Below are 20,108 nucleotides of genomic sequence, written 5' to 3'. Positions count from 1 at the left end.
CCGACCCCACCGCCATGAAGAAGCCGATCGCGTTCTTCGTTCATCACCAGGGCCGCGGCCATGCCAACCGCACGATGGCTGTAGCCGCCGAGTTTGCCCGTGACCGGGCCGTCTCGGTGCTGACCGCCGATCCGCACCTGTTCGACGGCTTCGGCCGCGACATCGAGATCGTGGCGCTGCCCAACATGATCGGCGCTGCCGTGCCGACGCCGCGACTCTACGCCGAGCCGACGCCCCAGGTGATGCACTGCGTTCCCCTGGGTCTCGACGCGATGCGCCGGACCATGCGGGCTATTCTCGACCATCTAGACGAGCGCGGAATCGGCCTGTTCGTGGTTGATGTTTCGGCGGAGATCGCGCTGCTCGCGCGTATCGCCAGCGTGCCGGCGGTGCAGATCCGCATGCACGGCGACCGTTCCGATATCGGCCATGTCGGTGCCTACGAGGCCTGCGTCGGGATGCTCGCCCCCTTCGATGAGCGCTTGGAGCAAGACGAGTACCCGGCGCACCTGCGCGCCAAGACCTTCTATAGTGGCGGCCTGTGCACCAGCATCGACCGGGTGCCGGAGCGCGCGGAGGCCCGCGCCAAGCTTGGCCTCGACCCTCAGCGCGAGATCGTCGTGGCGGTGACCGGCGGCGGCGGCAGCGGCACGCCCTACGCGCCGCTCACGGTCGCAGCCCGCGCCGAACCCGATGCCCTGTGGCTTACGCTCGGGCCGACCCATCGCGAGGGCCACGAGACCGATTTCTCCAATCTGCGCGAACTTGGCTGGGTGCCGTCTGTGACGGACTACCTCGCCGCCGCCGACATCGTGATTGCCTCGGCGGGCGACAACACGGTCCATGAGGTCGCCCGCGTCGGCGGTCGCCTGATCGTCATGCCGGAATGGCGCTACTTCGCCGAGCAGACCCGCAAGGCCGAGGCGCTGGTCCGCCTCGGGGCCGCCGTGCAAGCCCCCATCTGGCCCGGCGATCTCCAGGGTTGGCGCGAGCTCCTCGCCCGAGCCCGCGCCCTGGATGGGACCGCCCTGCGCGGCCTCTATGCCCCCGAAGCCGCCGCCCGCGCCGCCGGCTGGCTCGAAGAGCTGACCGACGCGCTCTGGGACCTTGGACCCGCCGGGGTCAAACCCAGCCCGCTTCAGGACATCGCGGCCGAATGAACGCCTCCCTCCCCCCGCGTCGACCGGAGCTCGCCCCCCGCATGTCCACCGTTTCCGTCGTGACCCTCGCGAAGGGCCGGCCGGCCCATCTGCGCAACGTGCTCCTTGGCCTCGAGCGCCAGACGCAAGCCCCCGCCGAGTTCATCGTCGCGGTGATGCAGGACACGCCCTACGACCTGCCCGTGGTCGGCTTCCCCGTGCGCCAGATCCTCGTTCCGGGCCGTGAGCTGCCGCTGGCGGCCGCGCGCAACTGCGGCGTGGCGGCGGCATCCGGTGATGCCGTGGCCTTCCTCGACGTTGATTGCATCCCGGCCCCCGACCTCATCGCCGATTACGCGCGGGGGCTCGACGCGCTCGACGGGCTGCTGATGGGCGAGGTGCTGCACCTGCCCGAGCACGCCACGCTGGGGGCCTGGGACTATGACGGTCTCGATGCCGTGGCGGAGCGGCATTCCGACCGCCGCGGCCCCCCGGCCTCCGGCCTCGAGATCTGCCACGATTACCGCTGCTTCTGGTCGCTCAACTTCGCGATCCGGCGGGCGACCTTCCTGGCGACCGGCGGCTTCGACGAGCGCTACACCGGCTACGGCGGCGAGGACACCGACTTCGGCAAGATCCTCGACCAGAGCGGGATCCCGATCGCCTGGATGAAGGGCGCGCGCGCCTATCACCAGTACCACCCGCACCACATGCCGCCGGTCCATCACCTCGACAGCGTGGTGCGCAACGCCGAATTGTTCGAGGTCAAGTGGGGCTACCGCACCATGGGCCACTGGCTCTACGCCTTCAAGGTGATGGGCCTGATCGACGACACGCCGGACCGGCCGATCCGCATCCTGCGCCGGCCCGACGCGACCGATCTCGCGCTGACCGGCCAGCAGGGCCACCAGCCCTACACCAACTCAGCTTCGGTGATCCGGGCCATCGAGGCTAGGCAGGACGCCGAGACCCGGGCGGATGCGTCCGCGCTGGTGCCGGTGATGGTATGAGGATCGCCCTCCTCGCCCATCTGCGCCACCCGATCGCCCCGCCCTTCGCGGGCGGCCTCGAAGCCTACATTTGGACCCTCGCCGAGGGTCTCGCCGCCCGGGGCCATAGCGTCGCCCTGTTCGCCTCCGGTGACAGCGACGCGCGCTTCGCCCTGAAGCCTGTGATCCCGGTCCATTACGAGCAGAGCCATGCCGGCCTGGAGCACCGGGGCGATGCGGGCCTGAAGGCTCATCTCGACGATGGCTATGCCGCCGCCTGCGACCGCATCGCCGCCGGGGGCTTCGATGTACTTCACAACAACAGCTTGAGCCGATTGCCCCTGGAGAAGCGGCGTACCGCCGCGACGCCGACCGTCACGTCGCTGCACGTGCCGCCCTACGACGCCCTGCGCTGGTTCGTGCAGGCGAGCCCCGCCCCGGGACACCGGATCACCGCGACGTCCCGGTTGCATCTCGACGCGTGGTGGCCGGACGGGGCGCCCCCGGAGGCCTCGGTGCTCCACAACGGCATCGATCCGGCCGCCTGGCCTTACCGTCCGGACGGCGACGGCAGCGCGGTCTGGTGCGCACGGATCACCCCCGACAAGGGCGCGCACCACGCGATCACAGCGGCGCGCCGAGCCGGGCTGCCGCTGACCCTGTTCGGCCCGATCGAGGAGCCCGCTTACTGGGCGGCGCAGGTCGCGCCATTGCTCGGCGGATCGATCCGCTACGGCGGCCAGCTCAGCGGGGCGGCTCTGGCGGCGGAGGTCGGCCGCGCCTCCGTCTTCCTGACCACCCCGTGCTGGGACGAGCCGTTCGGGCTGGCGGCGATCGAGGCGATGGCCTGCGGCCTGCCGGTCGCCGGGTTCGCCCGAGGCGCCGTACCGGAGGTCGTCGGCGACGCCGGAGCCCTCGCCGTGCCGGGGGACGCGGCGGCTCTTGCCCGCGCCATCGGCGCGGCGCTCGCGATCCCGCGGCGCGTCCCGCACGGGCGCGTCCTGAGCCTGTTCACCCGCGCGCGCTGGCTCGACCGCTGCGAGGCGCTCTACGCGCAGGCCCGCGCCAGCGCGTAACCCCCGTAACCCCCCGCTCCTCCGAACGTCCGCTCATCCTGCGCCGTCCCCACACGTTCAAAAACCAGAGCCGAGACATGACCCGACAGGACCTGATCGCCGCCCTGTGGCACGGCCGCGACCCATTCGCGGATCCCCCGTCGGACCTGCGCGCCGCCGACCTTCAGGGCTGGCGCAGCATTCACCCCTACCTCGAGGAGGCGGTGATCGAGATTCGGCCCCGCGTGGTCATCGAGATCGGCACCTGGAAAGGGGCCAGCACCTTGTTTCTCGCGCGGACCATGGCCGAGCACGACGTCGACGGCACCGTGATCGCGGTCGATACGTGGCTCGGGGCGGTCGATCATTGGTCGGACGCGGCGCTTTTCGCGGAACTCGCCACCGAACACGGCTATCCTAGCCACTACCGAACCTTCCTGGCCAATGTGGTACGCAAAGGCATGACGGACTACATCGTGCCGTTACCGCTCGACTCAGTGAATGCCGCGGAACTTCTGCATCTGCGCGGCGTGACCGCCGACGTCATTCATCTCGATGCCGGGCACGAGGAGGCGTCCGTCGCGGCGGACCTGCGCGCCTGGTGGCCCATCCTGCGACCTGGAGGCCTCCTGATCGCCGACGATTACGACCGCCTGGGCGGCCGCTTTCCGGGTGTGACCCGGGCGGTCGATGCGTTCTGCGCCAAGGCTGGGGTGCGGGGACCGTGGTCACTGCGGGGCAAGTGCAAGTTCACCAAGCCGAACTAGGGCCAATCAAGTGCTGTGCCTGCAGGCCGGCGTCTCCGTCCGCGGTAGGCCGCCCTCCACTTGGTGGCAGAGAAACCAGCCAGAGTTGATGTCTGCTTTCGAGATGTCGGCGGCACGACCTCTTCGTCAGGATTGGGCGCTTTGCTGCCGGACTGGTTCCGAAGCCCCTCGACACGAAAGCCGAGGGGCCGAACACTCAAATCTCAGTTCCCTCTGCCAAGGTCAGGGCATCCTCGACGTCGACACCGAGGTATCTGACCGTGCTCTCGATCTTGGTATGGCCGAGTAGGATCTGGACGGCACGCAGGTTGCCGGTCCGCTTGTAGATCAACGATGCCTTCGTGCGGCGGAGGGGATGGGTGCCGTAATCCTCGCTGCGCAGCCCGATGCCCGTGACCCACTCGTCGACCAAGCGCGCGTACTGCCTGGTGCTGAGGTGCGTGACGCCGTCGAGCCTGCTGGGGAAAGCGTAGTCGTCGAGCGTACCGCCCCTGGCCTCCAGCCATGCGAGGATGCTGGATCGTGCGGGTTCGAGCAATTCGAACTGCACTGGTCGGCCGGTCTTGCGCTGGATGACGATGGCCCGGTTACGAACGCGACCACCACTGACGAGGTCGCCAATCTTGAGTTTGACGATGTCGCAGCCGCGCAGCTTGCTGTCGATGGCGAGATCGAACATTGCCCGGTCGCGTGTGCGCCGTTCGCGGCCAAGCCAGAACCGGATGGCCCAGACTGTTGAGGTTCGAGGGCTCGCTTGGCGCCGAGCTTGCGGCCAGCGTTCCAGGCGGGCCGTCCTTTGACGGCCGGATCGTGTGCAGAATGTCCCATCGTCTGTCTCCTCGCCGGCCTATGCCGACGAGGCGAGGAGACACCCGAACTGATGCTCCGGTGATGGGGCCGTATGCGGACGTTCCGCACGCGACCCATATGAGCCATTCGAGCGTGCCGCGGCGCTTCTCGAAAGCAGACGCCCGTCACCTGCGCTGCATGAGCGATAGATACAAATCCAAGACCGACGGTCGCCAACCCGACGGGCTGTGCCCGCCTGTATCATCGCATCTCGAAACATCTGAAGCGAGGCTGACCCAAACTGCTATTGGCCCGAACGGCCTAACGCCCTGAGGAACCAAGCTCGTGAGTTTGTGTTGGCGCAGTGTTTCTGTGTTGTTTCTGCAAACTGGGGGATGGCGGTATGGCAGTTCGGTTCCTGGGTATGGCAGCGGGTCTCACGCTTGCGGGTGTCGGTTTCGCGGCACAAGCGCAGTCGGTTGGCAGCAGGATTGATCAGCCAACTCCAGGAACCCTGCCTTCCGGGACACACAATGCGGACAGCTCCACCGCGCCGGCCAATCAGCCGACCGGCCGCGTCTCTGCGCCGAGCGCCATCAGCTCGTCCACTGATGTGATGAAGGGGGGACCGGTCCAGGGGAGCGGAAGCAACGGAAGAGTCGACCCTATCGAGCATCTGCCCGAGAACATGAAGCGCTGATCGATCAGACGAGCTGTGCAATCAACGGTTAGCGGATGATGGTTTTCCGCTGATCTAAAATCGATCCGAGTCCAGAATTCAACACAATGAGACGATCTAGAAGTATGATCAATAAAACCGAATGAAAATCGTAAATCGGGCCCGCGACCAAATTCTGGCGCTTATTCGGCGGTCTTTACGGGAGTTCATCGGCCTTCCACTGATCGTCGTTGCGGCGTTCCTGAGCCTATTCGCGCTGAGCTATCTGCTCGATGACGCGCTGTGGGGTCGCCCTGGCCCTACACCGCTCCCCTGGCTCGCCCATCTGCTTGGGGACACGGGCGCAATCGCAAGCCTGCTCGGTACCGTCGCGTCGGGTATGATCACGGTCACGTCGATCACGTTTTCCCTCCTGCTGATTGCCGTACAGCAAACCGCCTCGACCCTCTCCACGCACGTCTACGACCAATTCATCCAGCGACGCTCGAACAAGCTGAGTTTCGGCTTCTTCGTAGGTCTCAGCGTCTTCGTGCTGTTGACGCTTGGCAGCGCCAATCCCGACCATAAACCGATCATCGGGGCACTACTGTCGCTCCTGATGACGGGCGCGGCGCTGTGCATGGTGGTGATCCTGATCTACAGCACCATCGATCAAATGCGGCCGCATTCCGTCATCACCGCGATCCACGATCATACGATCAAGGCCCGCGCCGTGGACGGCGGCATGATCGCGGGCACCCGGCGTACACCGCGCGCCGGTCTGTCGTGGTCGCAGACCGTCCGAACGGACGCTTACGGCGTGGTGTGCGGTATCGACCTCGCGACGATCGAGCGGTCCGCAGCGGAGCATGACGCCGAGATCGAGATCATCGCCCGCGTCGGCACCAACCTCGCCTTCCGCGACCCGCTTTTTTGCATTCACGCTGCCCGATCCCTGCTGGGCGACGCGCTGCTGGCACTCGATCGGTCGATCACTGCCGCTATCAAGATCGAACCACGCCGGACGATCGACAGCGATGCCGGCTTCGGGATCGAGCAGCTTTACTCGATTGCCTGGACGACCGCCTCGACATCGAAGCAAAACCCGCAACCGGCGATCCTGGTGTGCCATTGCCTGCGGGACATCATCGCGCGCTGGAGTAGCGCCGATGCGATCCCGGAAAACAGCGCGTCCCGGATCGTCTACGCCGATCGGGGGGTGGATGATGCGATCCTGGCTATCGCGGCGATCGGCGTTGTCGCTTCCGAGAGCATGCAGAACACGCTGGCCGCCGAAGTCTGGCGGACCCTCGCGACGTTAATCGATGACGTGCCGACCGCACAGCTGCCGGCGTTGACCGACACGGTGCAGCGGCTACTATCGAGCCTCGGAGACCACGTGCTGACACGAGATCTCGAAGAGGAGCTGAGCCGCTGCCGGCGAAGCTTAGCGGGCAGGGGTGAGCCTGATGCCGCCGAGGCAATCCGGGCCGCAGCCGAAACGCTGGCCGAGAGCATCGGCACGCTCAACTCCCGCGGGACGCGCGTGCCGACATCCGCCTGAGCGCAGGCGTCCGTCACTTCTTCCCAGACGGGGGGCGTGACGACTCAGGTGACAGGCCTTTCGCCTCGTGAGCGCCAGTGCGGTGTACGGCCTCGCTGCCGATGATACCCCCTCCCACGGAGGAGGCCGGTACGCTTCCGCCGGAGGCTCCAGCCCCGGTGTCAAGGGTTTGGCGGGTTGTTGTGGTTGCCGTGCCTGCCGCGTTGGGTGCGCCTGTCTCTGCATGCGCAAGGCCCGACCCGACGGCGCCAATAACGGCAGCAACGAAGACTTTGGCAAACATGATGATCTCCAGCAGGTCGGCCTCAACGCTTAAAGATCATGCTGGTTTCGCTGGTCGGGCAGCGATCGCATCTGTCTGATCAGCAGCGTCCGCTTCCGCGCGTGGTCGCCCCTAAGCGGAACGTCGCAAAACCACCCATCTGCGACGTTCACGCAGGTAGTCTGCTGCTACCGGTCCTGGCCGAAAGCTGCCGCTCCGCTTTGGAGCCGTGCGACCGAAATAGCAGACGGCCTCCTTCCGACCCAGCCCGGTCATTCAGATGGTTTTGACGACGGCCCGCAAGCGGACACTACCAGCTAAAATCGATCATTCGCATACCAGCGGCTACCTGCGGTCGCGACGGCGATCTCGCGATACGAGACGGCTGATGGTGCTGAGAAGGCCGTGAACGACCGCTGACGTACCCCGTATCCCCACGACGTCCCAACGCCTTACAGCCAGATTGAGGACAATCTTGATCTTTGTTGGCTTTCAAGAGATCGCCAACTGCGTGCCCCATCGCAATCGGGCACAGGAGAGTCGATAGCGGCGAAAACCCTCAAGCGTTAGGGCAGCAGCTTCGATGCATGTCGCCAGGCCAAGCTATACAGCTACCAAACAGCATCACAGCGGATCGTCATCCCTGGAGGACATTTCCAGCGTCTTACGGGACATAATTAGAGATAGAAGTCTACCGGAAATTGTGACCGTGCACACCGGCCACTTCCTGAGAAACATAATTGAAAAACATAGTCACGAATTAAACAGTAAAGATACCGTCGCGAGTATCTTCTACTCGGGTGAACGGCTGTCGCCTATTATGGAAGAGCTGGCATATCAAGCGCGCGCTGCTATCGTTTTATGGGAAGAAGATGAATTAAGCTTCTGCGAAGTGACCGCGCGGGTGGCGCATTTGCAGATGATCGCCCGTTATCTGTTCTCGAATATAACTCGCAAAGCGTCATGTCACGAAAGAAGCATCTTGCTGATGCCATGCCCCGAAGAGACGCATGTCTTTGGGTTGCAACTTCTGGGAGCGGCATTCCACGATGCGGGCTGGGCGGTGACGATGTCCGCTACGAAGCCCGAGAGACCGAGGGTTTTGATCGAACGGCATCACTATGACGTTGTCGGACTCTCCTTGAGCAGGGAGAGCCTCCTTCCCCTTCTACGTGATGAAATCACCCGCTTGCGCCGCGCGTCCCGCAACCAATCTTTGCGCGTTTTAGTTGGTGGTCCGTGCTTTGACCGAGGTGATGCGGATGCCGAGCTCGTGGGGGCAGATGCGTACGCTCCGGATGCATGGAGTGCCCCTACGGTTGCCGGCGAGATCGTCAATGAGCAAAAATTAATTTGCGCGGGGATCCTGACCTCGTAGAACCGCAGATGGACATGCGAAATGCAAAGGTTCTACTTCGACGTTCAAAACGGAGAGGCTGAAAGTGATCATGTCGGCGTACTTTGTCGTGACATAGATGAGGTTCGTGCCTGTGCCGTTCGTACGGCGACTAGCATCGCCGCGGAGGAGGCCGTCATCCGCGATCCGTACGACATTATCGTCATAGCGCGAGGTGAGGACGGGCAGACCGCCCTTGAAATCTCGCTTCACATCGGAAGCAGGTGAAAATCCTGCGGCGGGGGGACTTTGTGAGATCCGATGACAACACCTGCATGGAAGTGTTCGTAGGCAAGCTGCAAAGGTCTTCGAATTTCGATCAAGAGGATCGGGAAGCCCTACTCAAACTTCCCTACACCATACGGCGCTTTGGGGCTCGGGAGGACATCTTCAGGTATGGGGAGAAGCCAGCTTATTGCTGCCTCGTCCTTGACGGATGGGTCCACCGTTACGGCATCGTCGGGGACGGCGACCGGCAAATCCTGCTCTTTTACATTCCGGGTGACGTCCCAGACCTGCAGCACCTGTTCCTTCCCCTGCTCGATCATACTCTGGCGAGCATCACGGCGAGCACGCTGGCCTTCATCCCGCACAGGTCCCTCTACGGTTTGGTCGAGCGGCGTCCGCGTCTGATGGCGGCGCTCTGGCGCGACACGCTCATTGACACCTCGATGTACCGTGAGCGTGTGATGTGTCTCGGCCGGCGGTCATCGGTCGGCAGGACGGCGCACTTCTTCTGCGAGATGTATCTCCGGCAGGAGGTCGCAGGATTGGCCGGCGACCTGCGTTGCTCGATCCCCATCACCCAAGGCGAGATCGCGGACGTTCTTGGCATCACGCCGGTTCACCTCAACCGGTCTCTTCGGACCTTACGTTCGCGCAACGTGATCGATCTGAACGGCGGGCACCTGAAGATCCTTGATCGGTCGGCACTCATCAAGGCGGCAGAATTCGACCCGGCCTACCTTCACCTGGGCGCCAACCTAAAATCCAGCCTCGTGTCCATGGGCAAGGCCCTCGCGGATTGAGGGGGGCGGAGCGTCAAGGCCTCTGCTGCATGCTGAGCTTGCCGCTCGGTTCGAGGATCAGCGTCGCGGCCATCCGGACAGCGTCCGTCTTGGATTGCCGCAGGGCTTCCTCCAGGTCCGCCGACGTCACGCCGTGACGGAGGCGCGGGCCTTCGAGGACCGCCCCATCCCTCACGATGACGACCGGGCGGCCTTCGAGGAGGCTCGCCAGGCGCGGCGAACGGGCTGCAGCCTGCGCTGCGAGCCAGTGCAGAAGCAGCAGGACGGTGCAGGCTACGAGGGTGCCCACGAGCGGAGCGCCCCCAGTCAGTGCCCGGCTCAAGGACGAGCCGAGGATGATCGAGACCACGATGTCGAGGGCCGACCATTTGCCGAAGGTCCTTCGCCCCGAGATCCGCACCAGCAGCAGCCCGTAGGCGAAAATCAGCGCGGCGCGGGCACATTCCTGCCCAACGCTCAGGTCGCGCCCGGTGCCGAAGACGGTCTCGAACACGGTCATCCACCCACCCTCACGCGGCGCGCGCCGCCACGACCGGTTCGGCCGCCCGCGTCGTAGGACTGGCTTCCGTGTCGTGAAAGCGGTGCAGTTGACGGCTGAGCAGCGAGCCGAGGATCGCGGCATCGCTCAGGCCGCGCAACATCGGGGCTGGCCTGGCCAGGCTCGCACCACGAACGTGGGGCCACAGCTTGGCGAAGCCGATCCCGCCGCCATCCCGGATCTCCAAGGCGACGTCGCCCGATCCGTCCGCCCGGTGCCGCAGCGCGACGCTCCGGAGGACTCGCAGGGGTATGTCGACCGTACCCTGCAAGGCGATGCCATGATGGATGACGAGGCGCAGGCTGGTGAGCGTGTAGGTGGCGTTGCGGGCGAGCGCCCACGCGAAGTAGGTCAGGATCAGACCGAGGCCGATACCCTGGACGATGATGAGCGTCAGGTCGGAGACCTCCTGAGGATGAAGGCCCCGGACCCAGCCGATCAAGGCGAGCTTCCAGGCGATCAGGCCACAAAAATAGGCCATGACCCACCGCGCCTTCAGGAGGTGCCGCCGCAGGGCCCGGGCCTGGGGCCGGCCCTGCCACAGAATCCGTTCACCGGGTTCGAGGGTGAAGCCGACCGCGCCGGCCCGGTCCGTCTGTGTCGTGATATCGCTCATGCGGGCCTCCTGATGAACAGTCGCTTCAACCCGTGCGCGTCACCGCCGCGCCGCGTCTCCTCCGGCGGTGTCTGACCGTACCGCCCCCGGCGAACGCCTTCGGCGAACATCTTGCCGCCGGCAAAGTAGGCGCAGATCCGGTCCTCCTCCCGGGCCGTGATCTGGTCCGGATGCTTTGTCTCCGGCACCGCCGCGAATTGCTCGGCGAAAATCGACCGGGTCTTCACCCGACGGAACTTCGGGCTGACGTTGGCGAAGAAGATCGGCATCAGCCGCCTTCCCCCGCCGGTGAGCTCGATCTCCAAGTAGCGCAGCAGCTTCGTGCCCCGGTCGACCCAGAGGTCGCGCACATGCCCGGCCACCTTGTCGTCCCGCCCGACCACTGGCATGCCGACCGGGTCGGAATCGCCACCCTGGACGTGCCACTCGTCGCCGACATCGCGCAGGGGGACGAGTTGGAGCCGCTCGCCTTCCTGCAGAAGGGGCTCGTCCTCGCGGAGCGCGTAGGCGGCGGGCCCGACCGGATCGCGCATGGGATTGGCGCCCGTCGGGATCCAGGCCGAACCGGGAAACGGATGGAGGTGCCGCGCCGGCACCTCGGGCGGCGAGTTGTGGTGCGGCATCGTCGCCGTCCCGCCCTTCATCAGCGTATAGGTCTTCGGCGGCGGCGCCGGAGGGAAGCCGACCAGCGGGTGCGCCCGCTCGGGCTGCGTCGGGTCCTCCATCGGGTACCCCTCGCGCTTGTCCTCGGCGCGCAGGTACCAAACCAGGGTGCCGAAGAAGAGCGCAAAGGCCCAGAACAGCACGACCACGCCGTCGAGGTTGTGCGTGATCGCGCCGAGGTGGAAGCCCCAGGACCCGACCGCCTCGCTCGCAGTCGTGCTGCCGACCATCCCGGTGGCGGGATCGATGCCGTGCCCGGCCGCCTGTGCGGCCTGGCCGGCGATCTGGCTCACTCCGTCATTCATCGCTGATCTCCCTGGCTCGCCGAGGCGGTGGCGCCGGCCGGGGCGTTCGCAGGTCCGGCACCGGCGTGCCCGCCGCGACCGGGCCCTTTGAGCCCCGGAAAGTCCTTCAGCAGTTCCGCGGCGTGGTCGTCGGGCTTGGGCAGGCCGTAATGGCAGCTGGCGCAGAGCACAAAGCCGTTGCCCTGCTGCGCACCGCGCATGCGCTCGGGCAGGACCAGGGTGTGGGGGTTGTCTGCGGTTTCCCGGATCTGCGGCATCCGAGCGGCCAGGGGCAACAGGGTGTTGCGGTTGATGTCGCGAGTCATCTGGATGCCGGAATACCCGGTCCAGCGCGCTGGCAGGCTCTGGCCCCAGTCGAAGAAGGCGCGCGAGTTATGGCAGTAAGTGCAGTTGACGCCGATGCCGGACGTCATCTGCATCATGTACTCGTACAAGCGCTTGACCACGACCTGATCCGACGCCTGCCCGTTGGGCAGGGCCGTGTAGGATTGAACGAGCCCAGGCGTGTCCTGCAGGTCGTAGAGTTCGTAGCCGTCGTTGGGGAAGAACTGGCGCACGCTGTCGCCGGACTCGTTCCAGTTCTCCGCCTTGTCCATGTGGGCGCCCTGCGGGTGCGGCGGGCGCGTGAACCAGAGTTCGGCCGGGACCGGCTGGCCGCGGTGGCAGGACCAGCAGGTCACGCCCGCCTCGCCTACATGCTCCTTCCAGTCCGCGTTGAGGTGACGGACCATCTTGATCATGTCGCGCGCCGCCGCCTTGGTGGGCTTCGCGTCAGAGGCGAAGTCATTGCCCACGTGGCAGAAGTTGCAGCCCTGCTGCGGGGCGACCCAGTTGGTGATCGCCTGCTGCAGCTGCATGAACTGGCCGGCGTTCAGGTCGGTCAGCACGGTGACGTTCTTGTACGCCTCCGTGGCCGGACGCGTGTCCTCGATCAGGGGCGGATTGGCCGGTGGCGGTCCGTTGCGGGTCTGGAACACCGGGCTGCCGGTCGGGGCATACTGCACCAGGGACGGACCGTTCGGGCCGGTCTGAACGCCCTTCACCGGCAGGTTCCAGGTCGGCACGAACACGATGAACAGGCCGGCGCAGACCGCACCGACGGCGAGGAGGGGAGGGCCGATCCTCATCGTCCGAGCACCTTGTCCTGCATGTGCTTCAGGGCTTCGGGCGGCGGCGCCTGCGGCAGGCCGGGCGCATGCCGGTATTGCGGCGCGAGCCCGTTCTTGACGCCCCACAGGTACCAGTTGTCGACGAGGGTGCCGGTGGCCAGGATGCCGATGCCGCCGGTCAGCGTGACCAGGGTGGCGAACCAGTACAGCCAGCGGTGGATCGACTCGTAGGTAGCGTTGAAGCCCATGGTCCAGCGCCAGAACAGGGCTGCGCGCTCGGCTGCCGTGCCACGGTCGACGATCTGGTGGGTCTCCCGCTCGCCGCCGAGCGGTGTCACCGCCAGGATCGTCCCGGCATGCATGGCGAACAGCATCGTCGATCCGTAGAGGAACGAGATAGAGAGCATGTGGAACGGGTTGTAGAACAGGTTGCCGTATCGGACCGACAAGGTGGCGGTCCAGTTGAGGTGCGGGATCACCCCGAACGGCACCGCCTCCGACCACGAACCCATGGCGATGGGGCGGAAGAAACCAAGGACGAGGTAGAGCCAGATCGCGCTGGCGAAGCACCACGGGATGTGGGTGCCCATGCCGAGCGCCCGGGCACGGCGGTACATCTTCACCCACCACAGCAGGATGGCGGCGGTGAGGAAGAAGCCTGCCATCAGCCACCAGCCGCCCTCGTTCAGGGGCGGGAACGGGTCGAGCCCGTACTTGGCCGGAGGCGGGCGGAGGGCGAGGAACGGCAGCAGGCGGATGAACCGGATCGGGTTCCAGTCCACCGAGGCCAGCATGTTCAGGCCGATGATCTCGATGGCGATGAAGCCGCAGAGCAGCGAGGCCACGCCCGTCGGTCCGAGATGGGTCGGCAGCACCTGCATCTCGCCGATGCGCCCAAGCCATTGGGAGTGGAACGGCTTCCCGATCCGGCTGGGCGATCCGATCTGGAGCGGGGGGCCCGATTCATCGGGGCCGCGCAGCTCGATATGCGTCCACAGGGTATGGAACTGCGGCATCCGGGTGAACTCCGAAGGGATGTCGTGCGGGGGAGTTGGGCGTCCGGCGCGGTTAGATCTGGCCGCCCGTGCTCCAGATCGGCAGGTTCAGGTACCAGTCCCACCAGTACGGCCAGCCCTGGGTCCAGAACGGTCCCGAGATGATCATGCAGATCGCGCTCCACAGCCCTGCGTTCAGGGCGAGGAAGTAGCCGAGCCGGTGGATGCCGATCTCGCCGATCGAGTACGTGATCGTGTCGCGGAAGTAGGCGCTCTCGTACGCACCGTACTTGACGGGCTTGCCCTTGCCAGGGTTGGCCGCAGACAGGATCTCACCGGCGTGCAGGCCGAGCGCGAACGTCGTGGTGAAGAAGCACGTCACCGCGATCATGTGCGCGGGATTGTAGTGGAAGTGGAGGTGCTGATAGCCGACGTTCGACACCCAATCGAGGTGGCTCATGATGCCGTACGGGAACCCGTAGCCCCAGGCGCCGAGCAGGAGCGGCCGAAAGGCGTTGAGCGTCGCGTAGGCAAGGATCGCGAACGAGAAGGCCGCCGGCACGTGGTAGCCGATACCGAGCTTGCGGCAGATCTCGACCTGCCGCAGCGCCCAAGAGACGAAGGCCCCCAGCGCGCAGACCGTGATGATTTGCCAGAGGCCGCCCTGCTTCAGCGGGGCGAAGGCGAGCCCGTTGGCGATCGGCGGCGGGTCGATGCTGATACGAAACAAGGCCCAGGTCGGGCCGATGGCTGCGCCGTAGATGATGAGCAGCGTGCCGAGCAGGGCGAAGATCGCCGTCGTGACGCCGAAGAAGCCGACGTAGAACGGTCCGACCCAGAAATCGAACAGGCTGCCGCCTAACAGGGTACCGCCTGCCACGCGGTACTTCCGCTCGAACGAGAGCATCGCCATGCAGCCATCCCCAGCCACCGTTGTGTCAAGCTACGTTGACGGTAGAGAGTGTCATCCAGCATTAACAATTATCAATGCGGTCGTCAGCATGCCCGCTATGGTGATCCGGAGGCGAGTAGTGCCCAGCAACGCAGAACGGGTCATCGCATGACGCTGTGTCAAAGCGTGTTGATGTCTGTCGGGATACTAGTGGGCATGGTAGGTTCGACTTGTGCGGAGCCGGTGAAGGCCCGGTTTGACACGTATTTCTATCAAGCGCCCCGGTACACCGCCCGCGTGCTCGATGAGGTGCAAACCCAAGCAAGATTGGACGTGATCTCGTGTGAGGGACAATGGTGCCGGGTCCGCTTCAGCGGGGCTGAGGGGTATGTGCGGGACTTGGTCGTCCACGGCCCTCAGATCGACATCTCGCACAAGGACAAGAAAAATCTGTCTGATTGCTTTAAGGCCGACCAGCCTGGGGGCAACGCCTGGCAGGTGGAGCGCTTCTGCCACTGACTGTGGCGGGCTACTTCTCTCGGCGAAGCCGGTGATGGCCGTCGCCTAAATCCTTCCGTGTGCCGACGCCCAGCACTCCGTCAGTGCAGTGATGCGTCGCAGCAGCCGCGTGGCGCCGGTCGCGTTGAACCTGCCCAAAGGTCAAACGACTCGGGATTTAAGAGGGCGACCCGAGTCCAGTAATCACTGTCAACACCGCGCTGGCCGCGATGCTGATCATGCTCCGAAGCGGACTAACTGCGTCGCCTAATTCCAGCCAACCGTCGAGCGTCCGCTTTTTCCGGTTTTGCTTCCGAAAGCTGAACAGCAGAATTCCACCCATCTGAGACGCCTGGAGGTCATCGGCGCCAGCGGACAGGAGCAGCCCCAGCAGCGAACTAACGTTCACCGACCCATTATGGTGACGCAGCGGTCCATTGCAGGTCTCCCGCACACGGACACTAGAGCGGTCACCGACCGGATTGAATCGTGTAGGGTTTCGGCCGTGGCGGTGATGTGATTCGATGGTCGGCTTTCCGAGGAGGAGAGCCGATGGCGTCTGCCCTGTCCGTTGATTTGCGCGAGCGTGTCGTAGCCGCGATCGAGGCGGGGGCTTCGCGCCGGGAGGCGGCGCGGCGCTTCGAGGTCAGCCCGGCCAGCGCCGTGCGCTGGCACGGGATCTTCGTGCAGGAGGGTCGGACACAGGCCAAGCCGATGGGCGGCGATCAACGCTCGCACACCATCGAGGCACAGGCCGACCTGATCCGGCAGACCTACGAAGCGCAGCCCGAGCTGTTCCTGCATGAGTTGCGCGACCGTCTGGCCGAACTGGGGCTGCGGGTTGGGGTCAGCAGCCTGTCCCGCTTCTTTAAGCGCCATGGCATCACGCGCAAAAAACACCGGCCACGCCGCCGAGCAGGAGAGGGAAGACGTGAAGGCCGCGCGCCTGTCCTGGTTCGACGGCCAGTTCGATCTCGACCCGGACAAGCTCGTGTTCCTCGACGAGACCGCCACCAACACGAAGATGGTCCGCCGCTATGGGCGAGCCCCGCGCGGCGAACGCTGCCGGGTCGCGGTGCCGTTCGGCCACTGGAAAACCATCACGGTCACTGCCGGTCTGCGCACCAGCGGCCTGACAGCCACCGCACTCTTCGATGGACCGATGACTGGCGCTCGCTTCCGTGGCTATGTCGAACAAACCCTCGTCCCAGCCCTCAGGCCCGGCGACACGGTCGTGCTCGACAACCTGCCCGCCCACAAGGTCAGCGGCATCCGCGAGTGCATTGAGGCAGCGGGAGCGAGGCTGCTCTACCTCCCGGCTTATTCCCCCGACTTCAACCCGATCGAACGCGCCTTCGCCAAGCTCAAGGCCATTCTTCGTGCCGAGGCCGCTCGCACGATCAGCGACCTCTGGGACACGATCCGACGAGCCTTCAGACGCTTCACGCCAGCCGAATGCCGCCGCTATCTCGCCGCCGGAGGCTACGACGCATATGATCCAATATGATCGGATGCCGCTCTAGCTCGGCATCACGTGCTCGGGCGAAGTCGATCGTCCTCGGGCTCTAGGGTCAGAACCGCACCGTGAATGACCCGGTGAAGCGCCTCGGCGATCCTGGGTAGACGCGGAACACGTTGAGCGAGCTCTCGTAGTAGACCGTGTTGAAGATGTTCTCGACGTTAAGGCCGAAGCGCAGGTTCTCGTAGCGATAGTAGGCCAGAGCGTCGGCCGCGATGTAGGCCGGCAGGACGAAACCGGATCCGGCCGCGTCGCCCGGACGCTCCCCGACGCCGCGCACGCCGCCCCCGATGCCGAACCCCTTCCAGTCCCCACCCTGCACCTCGTACACGGCGAGCAGGCTTCCCGAGTGGCGCGGCACGTTGATCAGCGGCGCGCCCACCGGCAGCACGTTGTCCTTGGTCACCACCGCGTCGGCATAGACATATCCGGCCAGGATCTTCAGTTCCGGAGAGAGCTGCCCCTGCGCCGTCAGTTCGAAGCCCTGGCTGCGCACCGCGCCCGCCGCGAGCGAGAAGCCGCTGTTGTTCGGGTCCGGTGTCAGGACATTCTGCCGGTCCACCCGGAAGGCCGCTGCAGTGAGCAGCAGGTTGCCCTCGAACAGCTCGGCCTTGGCGCCGATCTCGTAGCCCTGGCCGGTCTCCGGCTTCAGTGACTTGCCGGGCGACACGGCCGCGGCGTCGGGGCCGATGTTGGGCCGGAAGCTCGTGCCGACGTCGGTGTAGAGCGATAGCCACGGGACCGGCTGGTAGATAAGGCCCGCTCGCGGCGAGGCCGCGACCCTCGACTGGTCCGCCTGGCTGCGCGGGATGCGTTCCCGGAAGGAGTCCTCGAAGATGTCGACGCGCGTGGCCACCAGGGCCCTCCACTCCGGGCTCAGCACGATCTGATCCTGGGCGTAGAGGGCGGTGTTAGTGACCCGCTCCAGGTTGTTGCGCGGGATGGTCAGCGGCGGCAGCGCCTGCCCGTAGACGGGCGCGTAGATGTCGAGGGCGTAGGGGTTCGTGCGGAAGTTCGAGCGCAGGTACAGGGTGCGGCTATCGGTACTCTCGCGCTCGAAGCCGAGCAGGAGCGTATGGCCGATCCCGCCCGTGTCGAAGCGCCCGATCAGGTCCGCCTGCCCGACCGCGACGTCCCAGCGGTAATCGCGCACGTTCCGGTCGCGGGCCACCGTCCGGTTGTCGGAGGCGATAGAGCGGATCTCAGCGGACTCACCGTCCAGCGTTCCGGTGGCGAAATGCGTCGCCAGACGCATCTGCCAGTCCTCGTTGAAGCGGTGGTCGATGCGGGCCTGGAGGATGTTCTGGGTCTGGTAGGTGCTCTGTCCCGGTTCTCCGAGGAAGCGCGAGATCGGCAGGAAGCCGAGCTGCTTGTTGATGGCGATCACGCCCCGGTCGAAGATGATCCGGTTGCGCTGGATGTCGGCCTCGACGGTGATGCGCGTGTCCGGCGTGATCTGCCAGCTCACCACCGGAGCGACGAGCAGCCGGTCGCTGTCGACGAAGTCGCGGAAGCTTCCTGCGCCCTGGGCCGCGAAGTTGAAGCGGTAGAGGACGGTGCCGTCCTCGTTGAGCGGACCACCCGCGTCGACGGTCCCGCGGGTCAGGCCGAACGAGTCGACTTGGTTGCCGAACTCGACGAAGCGCTGGGCGGTCGGCTGCTTGGTGATGATGTTGACGAGCCCGCCCGGATCGCTGCGTCCGAACAGGCCGGCGCCCGGGCCTTTCAGAACCTCGATGCGCTCGATGTTCTGCGCGTCGGGCGGGGGCGGCGTACCGCGGTTGAGGGGGAAGCCGTTCTGGTAGATCTCTGAGGTGGTGACCCCGCGGATGGCGTAGCTGAAGATGCTCAGGCCGCCGAAGTTGTTCTGCTGCGCCACGCCCGGCAGGTAGTTGAATACCCGGTCGACGCGGGTGGCGGCGAGATCGGTGATGGCCTCGCGAGGTGCGACCGTGACAACCTGCGGGACATCCAGCTGCGGCGTGTCGGTCTTGGTGCCGCTGACCGCCCGCCCGGCTCCGAAGCCCGGCGTGGGGCCGATCAGGCCGATGGTGCCGGCGGTGGTCGTCGTGCCGGACGGAGCGCCGGTCCCGACCGCCTCGACCGACAGCTCCTCCAGCGCGACGCTTTCCTGCGCCCGCGCCTCGCTAGACGGGGCACCGGCCGCGAGCACGGCCGCGAGGGCGAGACCGGTGCCGTTCCGCGCACGATGTGACGGGCGGGTCACCCGCCGATGGACACGGGCACGGGTCGGTTGGAGCACGCGCATCGTCACGTCCGGATATGCTCGTGGGGGTGGGGCGTGTGCCCGTGCGGATGGTCCACGACCTCGATCCGCGCCGGAATGATCGACAGGCTGTCGTGGCGCACGCCGCGCTGCGTCGCGATTGCGTCGACGAAGGCGTGGATCTCGCGGACACGCCCGCGCAGGACGAGGGTGTGCAGCGCCGCTTCGTGGTCCAGTGGCACCTGCACCTGCGTGATGACGAGGTCATGCCGTGCCCGCTGTTCCTCAGCGAGGCGTTGGCCAAGGTCTCGCACGCCGGCTTCCGCCACGAAGCTGAAGGTCGCCACGCAGGCGTGGTCGGGGTCGCGCTCGCGGCGCGCCTCCGCGAGCCCTCGGCGCAGCAGGTCGCGCATCGCCTCCGAACGGCCTGCGTAGCAGCGAACCTCGGCGATCCGGTCGACGGCCTCGACGAGATCGTGGTCTAGGGTGACGGTAATCCGCTGCATCAGCTTGCACCCGCTGGGAAGGCCGGGAGGACTGCGTCGACGAGCTCGCGCGCTGCTGGATGCTCAAGCTCAAGCCTCGGTCGGCAAGGCGACGAGTCGACGATCCGGCCGGCGTCGAGAACTACGACCCGATCCGCGAACCGGCGCGCCAGACGGATGTCATGCGTGACGAGCAGGAAGGCGGTTCCCTGTTCATGTCGCAGGACGGCGAGGCGGTCGAGGATCTCGATCTGTAGCGGCGCGTCCAGGTTCGAGACCGCCTCATCGAGCACGACGAGCGCAGGGCGGGTAGCCAGCGCCCTGGCGAGGCCGACGCGCTGCACCTGGCCGCCGGAGAGCTGGCTCGGGAGCCGCGCGATCACGGATGGGTCGAGACCGACGAGAGACAACAGCGCATGGACCCGTGCTCGCCTCTCCGTCGCCGAGAGGCCGGTCAGATGCCGCAACGGCTCCGCAATCGTGCGGCCTACCGTATGGCGCGGGTTCACCGCCGAGAGCGGGTCCTGAAGAACCATCTGGACCGCCGACCTGAATGCTCGCCGCCCCGCGTCGTCGAGCCTGGCTAGACCCATTCCGCGAAACCGCACGACACC

General features: G+C 65.9%; 18 protein-coding genes and 1 pseudogene. 9 read left to right on the top strand and 10 right to left on the bottom strand.

Annotated elements, in window-relative coordinates; all coding sequences use genetic code 11:
* The first annotated feature begins 14 nt into the window (after positions 1-14).
* The 4 genes from BMY19_RS27860 to BMY19_RS27845 all read left to right on the top strand — a co-directional run bounded on the left by BMY19_RS27860 (position 15) and on the right by BMY19_RS27845 (position 3,950).
* The gene (locus BMY19_RS27860; RefSeq protein ID WP_100253636.1) at positions 15-1,160 is read left to right on the top strand and encodes a glycosyltransferase; all 1,146 of its coding nucleotides are present in this window, start codon (positions 15-17) and stop codon (positions 1,158-1,160) included.
* A 41-nt stretch (positions 1,161-1,201) separates the two neighbouring features.
* Entirely contained in the window at positions 1,202-2,149 is a 948-nt protein-coding gene (locus BMY19_RS27855) for a glycosyltransferase family 2 protein (protein ID WP_100253635.1), read from the top strand.
* A complete protein-coding gene (locus BMY19_RS27850) occupies positions 2,146-3,204 on the top strand; it encodes a glycosyltransferase (RefSeq protein WP_100253634.1) in 1,059 nt (352 codons plus the stop codon). Before BMY19_RS27855 ends, BMY19_RS27850 begins: the two co-directional genes overlap by 4 nt.
* Positions 3,205-3,281: 77 nt before the next feature.
* Entirely contained in the window at positions 3,282-3,950 is a 669-nt protein-coding gene (locus BMY19_RS27845) for a class I SAM-dependent methyltransferase (RefSeq protein WP_100253633.1), read from the top strand.
* A gap of 196 nt (positions 3,951-4,146) precedes the next feature.
* Here BMY19_RS27845 and BMY19_RS27840 read toward each other — a convergent pair.
* Positions 4,147-4,778: pseudogene (locus BMY19_RS27840) on the bottom strand (tyrosine-type recombinase/integrase).
* Between the two features lie 782 nt (positions 4,779-5,560).
* Here BMY19_RS27840 and BMY19_RS27830 point away from each other — a divergent pair.
* The 3 genes from BMY19_RS27830 (at position 5,561) to BMY19_RS27820 (ending at position 9,647) form a co-directional block, all read left to right on the top strand.
* The gene (locus tag BMY19_RS27830) at positions 5,561-6,961 is read left to right on the top strand and encodes a DUF2254 family protein (protein ID WP_100253632.1); all 1,401 of its coding nucleotides are present in this window, start codon (positions 5,561-5,563) and stop codon (positions 6,959-6,961) included.
* Positions 6,962-7,926: 965 nt separating this feature from the next.
* Positions 7,927-8,601 carry a cobalamin B12-binding domain-containing protein gene (locus BMY19_RS27825; RefSeq protein WP_170863063.1) on the top strand — a complete coding sequence of 225 codons (675 nt, stop codon included), beginning with the start codon at positions 7,927-7,929 and terminating at the stop codon, positions 8,599-8,601.
* Positions 8,602-8,894: 293 nt separating this feature from the next.
* A complete protein-coding gene (locus BMY19_RS27820) occupies positions 8,895-9,647 on the top strand; it encodes a Crp/Fnr family transcriptional regulator (protein ID WP_100253630.1) in 753 nt (250 codons plus the stop codon).
* Positions 9,648-9,660: 13 nt separating this feature from the next.
* Here the strand turns inward: BMY19_RS27820 and BMY19_RS27815 are convergent, their stop codons facing one another.
* Genes BMY19_RS27815 through pufL form a run of 6 tightly spaced genes read right to left on the bottom strand, consistent with a single transcriptional unit; the run spans position 9,661 to position 14,786 of the window.
* Positions 9,661-10,146: a DUF421 domain-containing protein gene (locus tag BMY19_RS27815; protein WP_100253629.1), complete on the bottom strand. Its 486-nt coding sequence runs from the start codon at positions 10,144-10,146 to the stop codon at positions 9,661-9,663.
* Between the two features lie 10 nt (positions 10,147-10,156).
* The gene (gene puhB, locus BMY19_RS27810; protein ID WP_100253628.1) at positions 10,157-10,801 is read right to left on the bottom strand and encodes a photosynthetic complex putative assembly protein PuhB; all 645 of its coding nucleotides are present in this window, start codon (positions 10,799-10,801) and stop codon (positions 10,157-10,159) included.
* Positions 10,798-11,769: a photosynthetic reaction center subunit H gene (gene puhA, locus BMY19_RS27805; protein ID WP_100253627.1), complete on the bottom strand. Its 972-nt coding sequence runs from the start codon at positions 11,767-11,769 to the stop codon at positions 10,798-10,800. Before puhA ends, puhB begins: the two co-directional genes overlap by 4 nt.
* The gene (pufC, locus tag BMY19_RS27800; protein WP_100253626.1) at positions 11,766-12,896 is read right to left on the bottom strand and encodes a photosynthetic reaction center cytochrome PufC; all 1,131 of its coding nucleotides are present in this window, start codon (positions 12,894-12,896) and stop codon (positions 11,766-11,768) included. Before pufC ends, puhA begins: the two co-directional genes overlap by 4 nt.
* Positions 12,893-13,894, bottom strand: coding sequence for a photosynthetic reaction center subunit M (pufM, locus tag BMY19_RS27795; protein ID WP_100253625.1), 1,002 nt, complete (start codon positions 13,892-13,894; stop codon positions 12,893-12,895). The genes pufC and pufM overlap by 4 nt, the downstream gene beginning before the upstream one ends.
* A gap of 52 nt (positions 13,895-13,946) precedes the next feature.
* Positions 13,947-14,786: a photosynthetic reaction center subunit L gene (gene pufL, locus BMY19_RS27790; RefSeq protein WP_100253624.1), complete on the bottom strand. Its 840-nt coding sequence runs from the start codon at positions 14,784-14,786 to the stop codon at positions 13,947-13,949.
* A gap of 195 nt (positions 14,787-14,981) precedes the next feature.
* Between pufL and BMY19_RS27785 the strand changes: the two genes are divergently transcribed.
* On the top strand, positions 14,982-15,284 hold the full coding sequence (locus BMY19_RS27785; protein WP_170863062.1) for an SH3 domain-containing protein: 303 nt from the start codon (positions 14,982-14,984) through the stop codon (positions 15,282-15,284).
* 531 nt (positions 15,285-15,815) lie between these two features.
* Positions 15,816-16,770, top strand: a protein-coding gene (locus tag BMY19_RS27780; protein ID WP_100253622.1) for an IS630 family transposase whose coding sequence is annotated in 2 segments (ribosomal slippage) — positions 15,816-16,156 and positions 16,155-16,770 — 957 coding nt in all. Because the reading frame shifts where the segments join, the coding sequence is not laid out codon by codon here.
* Between the two features lie 64 nt (positions 16,771-16,834).
* Here BMY19_RS27780 and BMY19_RS27775 read toward each other — a convergent pair.
* The 3 genes from BMY19_RS27775 to BMY19_RS27765 form a co-directional block, all read right to left on the bottom strand.
* On the bottom strand, positions 16,835-19,051 hold the full coding sequence (locus tag BMY19_RS27775; RefSeq protein WP_244535044.1) for a TonB-dependent siderophore receptor: 2,217 nt from the start codon (positions 19,049-19,051) through the stop codon (positions 16,835-16,837).
* A gap of 2 nt (positions 19,052-19,053) precedes the next feature.
* Positions 19,054-19,515, bottom strand: coding sequence for a nickel-responsive transcriptional regulator NikR (nikR, locus tag BMY19_RS27770; RefSeq protein ID WP_100253621.1), 462 nt, complete (start codon positions 19,513-19,515; stop codon positions 19,054-19,056).
* The coding region (locus BMY19_RS27765; RefSeq protein WP_100253620.1) for an ATP-binding cassette domain-containing protein at positions 19,515-20,108 on the bottom strand (594 nt) is incomplete at its 5' end. The genes BMY19_RS27765 and nikR, both read right to left, overlap by 1 nt.

This window comes from Methylobacterium sp. UNC300MFChir4.1 (assembly GCF_900110155.1).
GTDB lineage: Bacteria > Pseudomonadota > Alphaproteobacteria > Rhizobiales > Beijerinckiaceae > Methylobacterium.
This window is presented reverse-complemented; position numbering and strand designations above follow the sequence as displayed.

Bases quoted from the DNA above. Each gene is read 5' to 3' on its own strand.
- puhB (WP_100253628.1), bottom strand. From the start codon at position 10,801: ATGAGCGATATCACGACACAGACGGACCGGGCCGGCGCGGTCGGCTTC.
- pufC (WP_100253626.1), bottom strand. From the start codon at position 12,896: ATGAGGATCGGCCCTCCCCTCCTCGCCGTCGGTGCGGTCTGCGCCGGC.
- BMY19_RS27830 (WP_100253632.1), top strand. From the start codon at position 5,561: ATGAAAATCGTAAATCGGGCCCGCGACCAAATTCTGGCGCTTATTCGG.
- puhA (WP_100253627.1), bottom strand. From the start codon at position 11,769: ATGAATGACGGAGTGAGCCAGATCGCCGGCCAGGCCGCACAGGCGGCC.
- BMY19_RS27815 (WP_100253629.1), bottom strand. From the start codon at position 10,146: ATGACCGTGTTCGAGACCGTCTTCGGCACCGGGCGCGACCTGAGCGTT.
- pufL (WP_100253624.1), bottom strand. From the start codon at position 14,786: ATGGCGATGCTCTCGTTCGAGCGGAAGTACCGCGTGGCAGGCGGTACC.
- BMY19_RS27775 (WP_244535044.1), bottom strand. From the start codon at position 19,051: ATGCGCGTGCTCCAACCGACCCGTGCCCGTGTCCATCGGCGGGTGACC.
- BMY19_RS27820 (WP_100253630.1), top strand. From the start codon at position 8,895: ATGGAAGTGTTCGTAGGCAAGCTGCAAAGGTCTTCGAATTTCGATCAA.
- BMY19_RS27855 (WP_100253635.1), top strand. From the start codon at position 1,202: ATGTCCACCGTTTCCGTCGTGACCCTCGCGAAGGGCCGGCCGGCCCAT.
- BMY19_RS27845 (WP_100253633.1), top strand. From the start codon at position 3,282: ATGACCCGACAGGACCTGATCGCCGCCCTGTGGCACGGCCGCGACCCA.
- pufM (WP_100253625.1), bottom strand. From the start codon at position 13,894: ATGCCGCAGTTCCATACCCTGTGGACGCATATCGAGCTGCGCGGCCCC.
- BMY19_RS27850 (WP_100253634.1), top strand. From the start codon at position 2,146: ATGAGGATCGCCCTCCTCGCCCATCTGCGCCACCCGATCGCCCCGCCC.
- BMY19_RS27785 (WP_170863062.1), top strand. From the start codon at position 14,982: ATGGTAGGTTCGACTTGTGCGGAGCCGGTGAAGGCCCGGTTTGACACG.
- nikR (WP_100253621.1), bottom strand. From the start codon at position 19,515: ATGCAGCGGATTACCGTCACCCTAGACCACGATCTCGTCGAGGCCGTC.
- BMY19_RS27860 (WP_100253636.1), top strand. From the start codon at position 15: ATGAAGAAGCCGATCGCGTTCTTCGTTCATCACCAGGGCCGCGGCCAT.